The organism is Escherichia sp. 20412-1, assembly GCF_003027595.1.
Classification (GTDB): domain Bacteria; phylum Pseudomonadota; class Gammaproteobacteria; order Enterobacterales; family Enterobacteriaceae; genus Escherichia; species Escherichia marmotae.
In genome coordinates this window covers 252,115-264,212 of record NZ_PYQM01000001.1, presented here as the reverse complement: position 1 = coordinate 264,212, position 12,098 = coordinate 252,115, and the positions used below count along the sequence as shown (strand labels likewise).

Below are 12,098 nucleotides of genomic sequence, written 5' to 3'. Positions count from 1 at the left end.
CGCTTACGCGTCTTATCAGGTCTACGTCCAGGTCTGGCGCGTGTGGTATTGTTATGCACTGGTCTAAGATGCAGGCTGTGTTCACTAATCCACGCCATAACCCTTGCCGGGTTTGTGCGGGAATGAATCCTCATACCTGATGGCGAGATGATCGGGCGTGCGCTCTTTTATGGCCTGCATATGACCGTCGGAATGGCCGTCGCAGGTTAACAAATTAGTGCGGGTTACCCCGCACGTTTCAGGATGATAAGAATGACGCATTTTTCACAACAAGATAATTTTTCTGTCGCGGCGCGCGTGCTGGGCGCGCTGTTTTATTACGCTCCAGAGAGTGCAGAAGCCTCTCCGCTGGTTTCTGCGTTAACCGGCGACGGCTGGGATACCCAGTGGCCCTTGTCACAAACGTCATTAGCACCGCTGGTAACGACTTTTAAGGAAGAGTGTGAAGAGTCGCGTAATCAGGCCTGGCAACGGCTGTTTGTCGGCCCGTATGCGCTACCGTCACCGCCGTGGGGATCTGTCTGGCTGGATCGCGAATCGGTGCTGTTTGGCGATTCTACATTGGCGCTCCGTCAATGGATGCGCGAAAAAGGCATTCAGTTTGAAATGAAACAAAACGAACCGGAAGATCATTTTGGTTCACTGCTATTGATGGCAGCATGGCTGGCAGAGAACGGTCGCCAGACCGAGTGCGAAGAATTGCTGGCGTGGCACCTTTTACCGTGGTCGACACGTTTTCTTGAGGTGTTTATCGAAAAAGCAGAACACCCTTTTTATCGCTCACTCGGTGAGCTGGCCCGTTTAACACTGGCACAATGGCAGTCACAATTGTTAATTCCTGTCGCGGTTAAGCCTCTGTTTCGTTGAATAATCGTTAGTATGACCGAAAGGCGGTAACTGCACGCCTTTCGGATAAAATAAGTGACAACGTCACGATTAATTTCTCATAAAGCACATACAGCTTTTGCTCCAGACCCCTTTTCCCGCAAAATAGATGCCTGTGTTTAATTTGCCATTTCTGCTCATGCATCATCTACACATCTACCCGGATCTACGCACCATGTTCCGCCGTCTGTTTATTGCGACGGTGATCGGTATTCTCGCGGCTCTTGCCGTCGCAGGGTTTCATCATGCGATGCTGTTGCTGGAGTGGTTGTTCCTGAACAATGATTCCGGAAGTCTGGTTAATGCTGCCATGAACCTTTCGCCGTGGCGTCGCCTGCTAACTCCGGCACTTGGCGGACTGGCAGCAGGTCTATTGCTGATGGGATGGCAGAAATTCACGCAACAACGCCCTCACGCGCCTACCGATTATATGGAGGCATTACAAACCGATGGGCAGTTTGATTATGCCACCAGTCTGGTCAAATCTTTCGCGTCTTTGCTAGTGGTGACGAGCGGCAGTGCCATTGGACGTGAAGGTGCGATGATCCTGTTGGCAGCGCTTGCCGCCTCCTGGTTTGCACAACGTCTTACACCGCGTGAAGAGTGGAAATTGTGGATTGCCTGTGGCGCTGCTGCGGGGATGGCTGCGGCCTATCGCGCCCCGCTTGCCGGAAGTTTGTTTATTGCTGAAGTGCTGTTTGGCACCATGATGCTGGCCTCTCTCGGTCCGGTGGTAATTTCCGCCGTAGTGGCACTGCTTGTCAGCCATCTTCTTAATAATAGCGATGCTTTGCTCTACAGCGTGCAACTCTCAGTAATAGTTAAGACCCGTGACTATGCGCTGATTATTAGTACTGGTGTACTGATGGGACTGTGCGGTCCACTGTTTTTAAAGCTAATGAACGCCAGTCATCGGGGCTTTGTTAATCTCAAACTTGCGCCCCCCTGGCAACTGACATTGGGAGGTTTGATCGTGGGACTGCTTTCCCTGCTCACACCGGCTGTGTGGGGCAACGGCTATAGTACGGTACAATCCTTTTTAACTGCCCCGCCACTGCTTACGGTCATTGCAGGGATCTTTCTTTGCAAACTTTTTGCCGTGCTGGCCAGCAGTGGTTCCGGCGCGCCAGGCGGTGTGTTTACGCCAACACTATTTATCGGACTGGCTATTGGTATGCTGTATGGTCGTAGCCTGGGGTTATGGCTTCCTGGCGGAGAAGAAATTACGCTGTTACTCGGGCTAACCGGGATGGCAACACTACTGGCTGCAACCACGCATGCGCCAATTATGTCGACATTGATGATATGCGAAATGACCGGAGAGTATCAGCTACTCCCCGGTTTATTAATTGCTTGTGTGATTGCGTCAGTAACGTCGCGGACGTTACACCGTGACTCTATCTACCGCCAACACACTGCGCAGCATGGGTAAGCGGATGTATTGCCCCAGTTCACGCTGTTCTGCGCGCGGCAAATAAGGCAGTTCGCCAATGAGCGGTGCCGGGAGTTTTTTACCCAATACATCTATGATTTCAGCGTAATGTGCTAACCCTGGGTTGATACGGTTAGCCACCCAGCCAATGAGCGGAAGACCATCGTTCGCAATCGCCTGTGCGGTCAGAAGCGCATGGTTAATACAGCCTTCCTGAATGCCCACCACCATCAACACCGGTAGCTGCTCCTGAACCACCCATTCAGAAAGCGGACGCAGGTCATTCATCAGACTACGCCAGCCGCCAGTGCCTTCGACCACCACATGGTCGACTTTATTCGTCAGGTTAGCCAGACCATTTGAAATGAGGGTGTAATTGATCGGGCAACTGTGCGCCACACTACTTTCTTCTTCGCTTAACGCAATGGGATTGACTGCTTCATAAGGCAGTTCAATAGATGAAACACTCTGCAACACCAGGGCATCTTTATTACGTAGCCCATCGGGTGTCTCTTTGCTCCCCTTCGCTACGGGTTTATACCCCGCAACCGTTTTTCCCTGGGAGGCTAACGCTTGTAGCAATGCGCGGGAAACCACCGTTTTCCCTACAGAAGTGTCTGTACCTGTTATAAAGAAACGCTTCAGCATCACTAACTCCACCGTTATGCTTCACAAATATAAGCCAGGAAAATAATTCAACTTTGGAAGTCTAAGTTATGCTTTCCTGCCCCAATTTGAGATAGCGCAAATTTTGGTAGAACAGTTAAAAAATGTTAACCCTGCAACAGACGAATCAACAAAGAACCGTTATACATAGCGTCTTTTACCAATGCGGCTCCCGCCATCGTCCCCTGATTAGAAAACTGAGTGCTTTCGACGCTAATGTGCTGGCTGTAGGCAGGAAGCGCCTGCTGACGGATGCTGTCAGAAATGACAGGGAACAGGATTTCTGCCGCTTTGCTTAACGGCGAACCAATCAGTATTTTTTGTGGGTTAAATAAATTCACCATGATGGCAAGAATGCGCCCAACATGCGCCCCCACACCGGTAATAATATCTTTTGCCAGCAGATCGCCCCGCAGTGCCGCCTGGCACAATGAGTCCACGGTTAACGGCTGTCCGTGTAACATCGAACTCATGGATTGATTCAAACGTAATTGCGCCAGTTCAAGAATGCTGTCAACACTGGCGATGGTTTCCAGGCAGCCGTGGTTACCGCAATAACAGCGTTTTCCATAGGGGTCGACCTGAGTGTGGCCTATCTCCACAAGGCTACTGCTTCCTGCGTGTAACAGATGACCATCGGTAATCACACCCGCTCCCACATTGTGATCGATAACCACCTGAATCACATCGCGCGCTCCGCGGGATGCGCCGAACAAGGCCTCGGCCATCGTCCATGCGCTGATATCATGCTGAATATAAACCGGTACACCGGTATGCTGCTCAAGCGCTTCACCGAGCGGCATCTCTTTTACGTCCTCGTAGAACGGCATACGATGTACAATACCATTTTCCGTATCAATAATTCCCGGCATGGTAATGGCAATAGAAGTCAGGCGCTCGAGTTTTTTCTGATGGCGAATAAAAAACTGATCAATATGAGTAATGATGCGATCCAACAGCGGTAATTCATCCTGCAGCGCCAACTCCAGCGAGTCTTCCACCACCAACTTGCTGCTTAAATCACGCAGTGCAAGAAAAATCTCGCCACGACTAATACGCAAAGAAAGATAGTGCCAGGCTTCCGTTTCTACTACCAACCCCACCGCCGGACGGCCACGGTTTCCAGCCTCTTTAATTTCCAGCTCTTGCACCAGGTGCGCTTCAAGCATTTCGCGGACAATTTTGGTAATACTGGCTGGCGCGAGCTGCGCCATGCGAGAAAGGTCGATACGCGAAATGGGACCAAGCTGATCAATCAGGCGATATACAGCACCTGCGTTGGTCTGCTTTATTTGATCAATGTGCCCCGGCTGGTTTTCAGCAACCACCTCATACTCCCTATATTTTCGCGCTCCGAAATAATCTGTAGGCTATGGTGAAGCACTTCAATGCGTAACGTCAAATTTTTACTTAGCCATGTGATTGACAGCACATTTTTCGGGATTTTTTGCTGAATTTTTCCTCATCAGAGAGCATTCAGTAGCTGAATACGAAAGTTACGTGCTGCCGGGCTTTGTTCATGATGTTTTGGCCAAACCAGCCACATCTCAGAAACCGCATCCTCTTCCGCAATAGATACCCAACGCATTTCATTGAGTTGTACGCGTTTGAAAGAAGCGGGCAAAATCGAAACGCCAAGACCCGCGGAAACCAGGCCGATGATAGTCATCGCCTCGCCGACTTCCTGGGTGATGACTGGGGTGAGATTGTAACGTCGCATCAGGCCGAGAATGTCATCATACAGCCCCGTCCCTACGTGCGGATCAAAAAAAACAAAGGGTTCTTTTGCCAGTTCTGCCAGCGTTACATTCGATTTATTGGCCAAAGGATGATCATGCGGGATCATCGCCATAAGTGGTTCATGCACAATGACCGCGTGGTCCAGCGTCTCCGGCAACACAGTATTTCGTAGCAACCCCATATCCAGCGTCCCTTCGATAAGGGGTGCTATTTGCTCGCGGGTGTTCATCTCGCGTGTCTGCAAATGAACATCAGGAAATTCGCGACGAAACAGCGATAAGGTATCAGATACTGCGCGAATAAATGGCGCTGATGAGGTAAAGCCAATGCGTAACTCTCCCGCCTCTCCCTGATGCAGGCGTTCAGCGCGAGCGGCAGCGTCATCCACCATAGACAGGATTTGCCGACTATCAGCAAGGAACTGCTTCCCTGCTGCCGTCAGCATTACGCTGCGATTGGTTCGTGCCAGCAGTCGCGCGCCAATTTGTTGCTCCAGTATCTGAATCTGCTGGCTTAGCGGCGGTTGTGAAATATTCAGTCGGGCAGCAGCGCGACCAAAATGCAGCTCTTCCGCAACAGCAATGAAGTAACGAAGGTGGCGCAATTCAATATTCATATTTTAAACATCTTATTTGAGACTATTAATATATTAGACATAACAATTCGATTTTCCTAATCTATTCCTAATCCCACATCACGGGCATATTTAGCAAGGATTTCAAGTGAGTCGTACTACAACTGTTGATGGCACTCCGGCAAGTGACACTGACAAGAAAAACCTTTCCCGGACAAACGAATTCATTAAACGCGGTACGCCGCAATTTATGCGTGTCACTCTGGCTCTATTCTCGGCCGGGCTGGCAACCTTTGCGCTTCTTTATTGTGTGCAGCCTATTCTTCCGGTGCTTTCGCAAGAATTTGGCTTAACGCCTGCTAACAGTAGTATTTCACTGTCAATTTCAACGATCATGCTTGCCATTGGTTTACTATTTACTGGCCCACTTTCCGATGCCATAGGTCGCAAGCCGGTGATGGTGACGGCACTACTGTTGGCCTCCATCTGCACGTTACTTTCGACGATGATGACTAGCTGGCACGGTATTTTGATTATGCGCGCCTTGATTGGTCTGTCGTTAAGCGGCGTAGCTGCCGTTGGCATGACCTACCTTAGCGAAGAGATCCACCCCAGTTTTGTGGCATTTTCAATGGGGCTGTACATCAGCGGCAACTCAATTGGCGGTATGAGTGGGCGCTTAATCAGCGGGGTATTTACTGACTTCTTTAACTGGCGAATTGCTCTGGCGGTTATTGGCTGTTTCGCTCTGACCTCAGCGTTAATGTTCTGGAAAATCCTCCCGGAGTCACGCCATTTCCGCCCATCCTCGTTGCGCCCAAAAACGCTGTTTATTAACTTCCGTCTGCACTGCCGTGATCAGGGATTACCCTTATTATTCGTCGAAGGTTTTTTGCTGATGGGGTCGTTCGTCACTCTGTTTAATTACATTGGTTATCGGTTGATGCTTCCCCCCTGGCATGTCAGTCAGGCCGTGGTTGGCTTATTATCGCTAGTCTATTTGACTGGCACCTGGAGTTCGCCAAAAGCAGGCACCATGACTACCCGCTTCGGTCGTGGTCCGGTGATGTTATTTTCGACAGGTGTCATGCTTTTTGGCCTTCTCCTGACATTGTTCAACCCACTGTGGTTGATTTTTGCCGGTATGATGCTTTTCTCTACAGGATTCTTTGCCGCTCACTCTGTCGCCAGTAGCTGGATTGGCCCACGTGCTAAACGCGCCAGAGGCCAGGCTTCCTCGCTGTATCTATTTTGTTACTATCTGGGTTCAAGTATTGCAGGGACATTAGGTGGCGTCTTCTGGCATAACTATGGCTGGAACGGCGTCGGTGCATTTATTGCCGTGATGTTGGTGGTCGCTATTCTGGTCGGAACACGTTTACATCATCGCCTGCACGCCTGAAAAATAAGCCCGGACTGAGTTAAAACCTGTCCGGGCTTATTGTCTGCTCAACTCAACGTTAATAACCATCCCAAAATAGACGAAGTGCCGGCCATTTCTCGCAGTGCATCTAACGCCATCAGGATAATAAGCACCCAAATAAACGGATTCATTTTGCTGTGTGTCATTTATTGTTAATACACGGTGATTCTACCAATTTATAGGTAATGAAAAAGTTAAGTCAATCAATACTACCGATATTGGTGGGAAAATCTCCTTAAGTCACAATGCGTTATTATTTCTCACGTCATCGCTACTCGCTTTGTACATATCGTTACATGCCGAAACCAACCACTCACGGAAGCCTGCTATTTCCAGAGATATAGTCATTACATCGGCCCCGCAGTGGGGTTGCATAAAAAACCAAATTGAGGGTATGACAATGAAAAAAGTATTAGCTCTGGTTGTTGCCGCTGCTATGGGTCTCTCTTCTGCTGCCTTTGCCGCAGAGACTGCGACCACGCCTGCTCCGACTGCTGCTACCAAAGCAGCACCTGCAAAAACCATTCATCATAAAAAACAGCATAAAGCAGCGCCCGCCCAGAAAGCGCAAGCGGCTAAAAAACATCATAAAAAAGCAAAAACTGAACAGAAAGCACCTGAGCAAAAAGCACAGGCCGCCAAAAAGCACAGCAAAAAACACAGCCAGCAACAACCGACAAAACCTGCAGCACAGCCAGCCGCATAAGTTTTCGACAGCAATAGTGGCGCGCCCCCTCGCGCCTGAAAATTACGGTGCTAAGCGGGTAACGTTTAGCACCGCCTTTAGCGGAGGGTACTATGGTGGGCCGTTATCGCTTTGAGTTCATTCTTATCATCCTTATTTTATGTGCGCTGATTGCCGCCCGTTTTTATCTTTCCTGAGCGTAGTTATCTGATTTTACTCCCACTTTCATCCCGTCCCGTCTATAGTATTTACGAGGGTTTGCTTTTAATAATCATAATTACTCGCCAGAGTGTGATATGCGTACAACCATTGCTGTAGTACTGGGTGCAATTAGTCTGACGTCTGCATTTGTGTTTGCGGATAAACCGGACGATCCTAAATCGGCTCATGATGAGGTCAGCACCCTATTTTTTGGTCATGATGATCGTGTACCGGTAAATAACACGACCCAATCGCCGTGGGATGCGGTTGGGCAACTGGAAACGGCCAGCGGCAATTTATGTACGGCGACGCTGATTGCCCCTAATCTCGCATTAACTGCGGGCCACTGTTTATTAACGCCACCAAAAGGTAAACCAGACAAAGCAATTGCGCTGCGTTTTGTTTCGAATAAAGGGCTATGGCGCTATGAGATCCACGATATTGAAGGTCGTGTTGATCCGACGCTAGGGAAACGGTTAAAGGCTGATGGTGATGGCTGGATTGTCCCGCCCGCAGCCGCGCCGTGGGATTTCGGTTTGATTGTGCTGCGCAATCCCCCTTCTGGCATTACGCCGTTGCCATTATTTGAGGGAGATAAAGCCGCGCTTACCGCCGCATTAAAAGCGGCTGGTCGTAAAGTGACTCAGGCGGGGTATCCCGAAGATCATCTTGATACCTTATACAGCCATCAAAATTGCGAAGTGACTGGCTGGGCGCAAACCTCGGTGATGTCGCATCAGTGCGATACCCTGCCGGGTGACAGCGGTTCGCCACTGATGCTGCATACTGATGACGGCTGGCAGTTAATTGGTGTGCAAAGTTCAGCTCCTGCAGCGAAAGATCGCTGGCGCGCCGATAACCGGGCCATTTCTGTCACCGGTTTTCGCGACAAGTTAGAAGAACTGACCCGGCAATAATGTTCAAACGCTGCCCGCATTGTCGGGCAGCGTGGTCATCAGGCGAGTTTCACCATGATCATTCCGGCCAATAGCAAGATCAGGCCAACCCAGCCTTTGCGATTTAAACGTTGACCAAACAAGATCCACCCCGCAGCTAAAGTGGCGGTAATACCAAACCCACCCCACAATGCATAGGCTACAGACAAGTCGATCCCTTTAACGGCCTGCGAAAGCGCGCTAAAGGCAGCAAGCACCGCCGCCAGCGAGAGCAAGCCATAAACTTTGCGGCGAAAGCCATCAGAAAATTTCAAAAAGACGTTAGCCATGATTTCCAGCACAGTTGCCAGTGCCAACCAGGCGGCATGAACCCATTCAAACTGCGCCACGGTTCACCTCCAGCGAGGGTTTACGTACTTTGCGTGTACCAGATTTAATCAACACAATCCCGACAACCAGGGTTGTTAACCCGGCAATTTTTAGCAGCGATAAGCTTTCATCGAATAACAGAACGCTAAATAGCGTAATAAATAAAATACCGATGCCTTCCCACAGAGCATAAGCCACACCAAGCGCTATTTTTTTCACGGCGAAAGAAAGAAATATATATGACAGTGAAATCATCACCAGCATTAAAATAAATCCACCGTTACCGTTACTGACGCTCGCCCATTTCATTGACAGCGTTCCGGTAATTTCTGTGGCAATAGCCAGACCTAATAAAGCCCAATAAATATACATCGTCCTTCCCCTGCAAGAGAATTATTTTAATGTTCGCTGAATTCAGCGAAACCAAAGAAAAGTATTCAGTCCAGCGCAGAGCGCCAGCTTTGACAGAAGAAAGGACTAAAGCGCGTTGCGCCAGTGTTGCTCGCCTGCGAGCAAGATGCTGGATGAGGTACGAAGATGGGTAAATGTAGAAAATAACGTCCTGAACAAATTGTCCATAATATTACAATTATCCGCAGTGTTGCTTCTCGTCATCGCGGATGATAATTGTCCTCGGTAGTTGTACACGCCTGATTTGTATCATAGCTTAAGAATTAACTCAAAACATTTTCATATCTTTACCTGAGTAGTTTGATTTTCGTTATAATGCCGCAGAAAAAATATTATTAGCGAAGAAAAAAACGGGGATAAACATGGCAAAGCCGATCATCACGCTCAATGGCCTAAAAATCGTCATTATGTTGGGAATGCTGGTCATTATTCTCTGCGGTATCCGGTTTGCCGCCGATATCATCGTCCCCTTTATCCTCGCCCTATTTATCGCAGTCATTCTTAACCCGCTGGTACAACGCATGGTTCGCTGGCGAGTACCGCGCGTACTGGCGGTGTCGATTTTAATGACCATCATCGTAATGGCGATGGTGCTTATGCTGGCCTATCTCGGTTCAACACTCAATGAACTGACCCGCACTTTGCCACAGTATCGCAGCTCAATCATAAAGCCTCTGCAAGCTCTGGAGCCTTTATTACAGCGCGTGGGTATTGATGTCTCAGTTGACCAACTGGCGCATTACATTGACCCGAACGCGGCGATGACGTTACTGACCAACTTACTGACGCAGTTATCTAACGCCATGTCATCAATATTTTTATTGCTGTTGACGGTGCTGTTTATGCTGCTCGAAGTTCCGCAACTGCCCGGCAAACTCCAGCAAATGATGGCACGTCCGGTCGAAGGAATGGCGGCGATTCAGCGCGCGATTGACAGTGTGTCGCATTACCTGGTGCTGAAAACGGCCATCAGCATCATCACCGGACTGGTCGCCTGGGCGATGCTCGCAGCACTGGACGTTCGCTTTGCTTTTGTCTGGGGATTGCTGGCCTTTGCGCTTAATTACATTCCTAATATTGGTTCGGTTCTTGCGGCTATTCCCCCTATCGCCCAGGTACTGGTGTTTAATGGTTTCTACGAAGCGTTGTTGGTGCTGGCGGGATATCTGCTGATTAATCTGGTCTTCGGTAATATTCTGGAACCACGCATTATGGGACGCGGATTGGGGCTTTCCACACTGGTGGTCTTTTTGTCGTTAATTTTTTGGGGATGGTTGTTAGGACCGGTGGGGATGCTGCTTTCGGTGCCGTTGACGATTATTGTCAAAATTGCGCTTGAACAAACAGCGGGAGGTCAAAGCATCGCCGTGCTGTTAAGCGATCTCAAGAAAGAGTAACGGCCTCCGCAGAGGCCGTTGAGGTTACAGTGCTTTCAGAATCGCATCCACGCTGGCTTTGGCGTCACCAAACAGCATGTGGGTGTTTTCCTTGAAAAACAGCGGGTTTTGCACACCAGCATAGCCGGTGTTCATCGAACGTTTAAAGACAATCACGTTCTGCGCTTTCCACACTTCCAGTACCGGCATTCCGGCAATTGGGCTTTTCGGATCGTCCTGCGCCGCCGGGTTAACCGTATCGTTCGCACCAATTACCAGCACGGTATCGGTATCAGCAAAGTCATCGTTGATCTCGTCCATTTCCAGCACGATGTCATACGGCACTTTCGCTTCTGCCAGCAATACGTTCATATGCCCAGGCAAACGCCCCGCAACCGGGTGAATACCGAAACGCACGTTGATACCGCGGGCACGCAGTTTCTCGGTGATTTCTGCCACCGGATATTGCGCCTGCGCGACTGCCATGCCGTAACCTGGGGTGATGATCACTGAATGCGAATTTTTCAGCAGTTCCGCCGTCTCTTCCGCCGTAATTTCGCGATGTTCACCCACTTCCTGATCGTCGCCGGTAGAGGAACCATCGGTGCCGAAACCACCCGCAATGACGCTGATAAAGGAACGGTTCATCGCCTTACACATGATGTAAGAAAGGATTGCCCCCGAAGAACCGACCAGCGCACCGGTCACAATCAGCAAGTCGTTGCTGAGCATAAAGCCCGCGGCCGCTGCCGCCCAACCAGAGTAAGAGTTCAGCATCGACACCACCACTGGCATATCTGCGCCACCGATGGAAGCCACTAAATGCCAGCCGAAGACCAGTGCAATGGCGGTCATTATCAGCAATGCCAGAACTTGCAGGCCAACGCTTTCGGTGCGGACAAACACAATCAGCAGCAGGAAGGAAACGACCAGAGCAGCCAGATTCATTTTGTGACGGTTTGGCAGCATCAGCGGTTTAGACGAAATTTTGCCGCACAACTTACCGAATGCCACGACCGAGCCGGTGAAGGTCACCGCACCAATGAAGATACCGAGGAATACTTCCGTCAGGTGAATGTTGGCCAGAATCGGAGCCATATCCGCATCGTGATGCAGATAGCTATTAAAACCAACCAGCACCGCCGCCAGCCCCACAAAACTATGCAGGATCGCCACCAGTTCCGGCATTTCAGTCATTTCGACCTTCTTCGCCAGGCGGATACCAATTGCGCCACCGATGACCATCGCCAGCAAGATCCAACCAACATTGCCAGTATCCGGCCCCAAAATAGTAGCGATTAACGCAATCGCCATCCCGGCGATACCGAAGTTGTTACCCTGGCGAGAGGTTTCATGTTTCGAAAGCCCGGCCAGGCTGAAGATAAACAGGATCGCGGCAACAATGTATGCAGCTGTAACTAATCCTCCAGACATATGTTA

At 49.9% G+C, this 12,098-nt stretch carries 14 protein-coding genes and 1 pseudogene; 8 read left to right on the top strand and 7 right to left on the bottom strand.

What is annotated here, in order from left to right:
- Nucleotides 1-126 precede the first annotated feature (126 nt).
- From C7B16_RS25170 to clcB, 3 genes and pseudogenes are all read left to right on the top strand, one after another.
- Nucleotides 127-210 (top strand): annotated as a pseudogene (locus C7B16_RS25170) (hypothetical protein); the annotation flags it as partial.
- A 42-nt stretch (nucleotides 211-252) separates the two neighbouring features.
- The gene (dmsD, locus tag C7B16_RS01460) at nucleotides 253-867 is read left to right on the top strand and encodes a Tat proofreading chaperone DmsD (RefSeq protein WP_000148720.1); all 615 of its coding nucleotides are present in this window, start codon (nucleotides 253-255) and stop codon (nucleotides 865-867) included.
- Between the two features lie 157 nt (nucleotides 868-1,024).
- Entirely contained in the window at nucleotides 1,025-2,317 is a 1,293-nt protein-coding gene (gene clcB / locus C7B16_RS01455; protein WP_107179293.1) for a voltage-gated ClC-type chloride channel ClcB, read from the top strand.
- On the opposite strand, the gene bioD is transcribed toward clcB, so the two are convergent.
- The 3 genes from bioD to C7B16_RS01440 form a co-directional block, all read right to left on the bottom strand.
- Entirely contained in the window at nucleotides 2,270-2,965 is a 696-nt protein-coding gene (gene bioD, locus C7B16_RS01450; RefSeq protein ID WP_000919218.1) for a dethiobiotin synthase, read from the bottom strand. The two genes, clcB and bioD, sit on opposite strands and share 48 nt — an antisense overlap.
- 125 nt (nucleotides 2,966-3,090) lie before the next feature.
- The gene (mlc, locus tag C7B16_RS01445; RefSeq protein ID WP_000225254.1) at nucleotides 3,091-4,311 is read right to left on the bottom strand and encodes a sugar metabolism global transcriptional regulator Mlc; all 1,221 of its coding nucleotides are present in this window, start codon (nucleotides 4,309-4,311) and stop codon (nucleotides 3,091-3,093) included.
- Nucleotides 4,312-4,448: 137 nt separating this feature from the next.
- Nucleotides 4,449-5,339, bottom strand: coding sequence for a LysR family transcriptional regulator (locus C7B16_RS01440; protein ID WP_001516353.1), 891 nt, complete (start codon nucleotides 5,337-5,339; stop codon nucleotides 4,449-4,451).
- Between the two features lie 106 nt (nucleotides 5,340-5,445).
- On the opposite strand from C7B16_RS01440, the gene C7B16_RS01435 reads away from it, so the two are divergent.
- Complete coding sequence (locus C7B16_RS01435) at nucleotides 5,446-6,699, top strand: MFS transporter (RefSeq protein ID WP_000091861.1); 1,254 nt, start codon at nucleotides 5,446-5,448, stop codon at nucleotides 6,697-6,699.
- Between the two features lie 47 nt (nucleotides 6,700-6,746).
- On the opposite strand, the gene C7B16_RS25765 is transcribed toward C7B16_RS01435, so the two are convergent.
- The gene (locus C7B16_RS25765; RefSeq protein ID WP_212632918.1) at nucleotides 6,747-6,851 is read right to left on the bottom strand and encodes a KPN_01571 family protein; all 105 of its coding nucleotides are present in this window, start codon (nucleotides 6,849-6,851) and stop codon (nucleotides 6,747-6,749) included.
- A 269-nt stretch (nucleotides 6,852-7,120) separates the two neighbouring features.
- On the opposite strand from C7B16_RS25765, the gene asr reads away from it, so the two are divergent.
- From asr to C7B16_RS01420, 3 genes are all read left to right on the top strand, one after another.
- Nucleotides 7,121-7,426 (top strand): acid resistance repetitive basic protein Asr, encoded by a 306-nt coding sequence (gene asr / locus C7B16_RS01430; protein ID WP_000756318.1) that lies wholly within the window; start codon nucleotides 7,121-7,123, stop codon nucleotides 7,424-7,426.
- 92 nt (nucleotides 7,427-7,518) lie between these two features.
- The gene (locus C7B16_RS01425) at nucleotides 7,519-7,602 is read left to right on the top strand and encodes a hypothetical protein (RefSeq protein ID WP_000233090.1); all 84 of its coding nucleotides are present in this window, start codon (nucleotides 7,519-7,521) and stop codon (nucleotides 7,600-7,602) included.
- Nucleotides 7,603-7,701: 99 nt separating this feature from the next.
- A complete protein-coding gene (locus tag C7B16_RS01420) occupies nucleotides 7,702-8,523 on the top strand; it encodes a trypsin-like serine peptidase (RefSeq protein WP_001260827.1) in 822 nt (273 codons plus the stop codon).
- A gap of 38 nt (nucleotides 8,524-8,561) precedes the next feature.
- Here the strand turns inward: C7B16_RS01420 and mdtI are convergent, their stop codons facing one another.
- Together mdtI and mdtJ are read right to left on the bottom strand one after the other, a co-directional pair.
- A complete protein-coding gene (gene mdtI, locus C7B16_RS01415) occupies nucleotides 8,562-8,891 on the bottom strand; it encodes a multidrug/spermidine efflux SMR transporter subunit MdtI (protein WP_000046672.1) in 330 nt (109 codons plus the stop codon).
- Nucleotides 8,878-9,243 (bottom strand): multidrug/spermidine efflux SMR transporter subunit MdtJ, encoded by a 366-nt coding sequence (gene mdtJ, locus C7B16_RS01410; RefSeq protein WP_000276139.1) that lies wholly within the window; start codon nucleotides 9,241-9,243, stop codon nucleotides 8,878-8,880. The genes mdtI and mdtJ overlap by 14 nt, the downstream gene beginning before the upstream one ends.
- A gap of 401 nt (nucleotides 9,244-9,644) precedes the next feature.
- On the opposite strand from mdtJ, the gene tqsA reads away from it, so the two are divergent.
- Complete coding sequence (gene tqsA, locus C7B16_RS01400) at nucleotides 9,645-10,679, top strand: AI-2 transporter TqsA (RefSeq protein WP_001516351.1); 1,035 nt, start codon at nucleotides 9,645-9,647, stop codon at nucleotides 10,677-10,679.
- 24 nt (nucleotides 10,680-10,703) lie between these two features.
- Here the strand turns inward: tqsA and pntB are convergent, their stop codons facing one another.
- A complete protein-coding gene (pntB, locus tag C7B16_RS01395) occupies nucleotides 10,704-12,092 on the bottom strand; it encodes a Re/Si-specific NAD(P)(+) transhydrogenase subunit beta (protein ID WP_000014047.1) in 1,389 nt (462 codons plus the stop codon).
- Nucleotides 12,093-12,098 lie beyond the last annotated feature (6 nt).

Coding starts and splice junctions, on each gene's coding strand:
- dmsD (WP_000148720.1), top strand. CDS start 253: ATGACGCATTTTTCACAACAAGATAATTTTTCTGTCGCGGCGCGCGTG.
- clcB (WP_107179293.1), top strand. CDS start 1,025: ATGCATCATCTACACATCTACCCGGATCTACGCACCATGTTCCGCCGT.
- bioD (WP_000919218.1), bottom strand. CDS start 2,965: ATGCTGAAGCGTTTCTTTATAACAGGTACAGACACTTCTGTAGGGAAA.
- C7B16_RS01440 (WP_001516353.1), bottom strand. CDS start 5,339: ATGAATATTGAATTGCGCCACCTTCGTTACTTCATTGCTGTTGCGGAA.
- C7B16_RS25765 (WP_212632918.1), bottom strand. CDS start 6,851: ATGAATCCGTTTATTTGGGTGCTTATTATCCTGATGGCGTTAGATGCA.
- asr (WP_000756318.1), top strand. CDS start 7,121: ATGAAAAAAGTATTAGCTCTGGTTGTTGCCGCTGCTATGGGTCTCTCT.
- C7B16_RS01425 (WP_000233090.1), top strand. CDS start 7,519: ATGGTGGGCCGTTATCGCTTTGAGTTCATTCTTATCATCCTTATTTTA.
- C7B16_RS01420 (WP_001260827.1), top strand. CDS start 7,702: ATGCGTACAACCATTGCTGTAGTACTGGGTGCAATTAGTCTGACGTCT.
- mdtJ (WP_000276139.1), bottom strand. CDS start 9,243: ATGTATATTTATTGGGCTTTATTAGGTCTGGCTATTGCCACAGAAATT.
- tqsA (WP_001516351.1), top strand. CDS start 9,645: ATGGCAAAGCCGATCATCACGCTCAATGGCCTAAAAATCGTCATTATG.
- pntB (WP_000014047.1), bottom strand. CDS start 12,092: ATGTCTGGAGGATTAGTTACAGCTGCATACATTGTTGCCGCGATCCTG.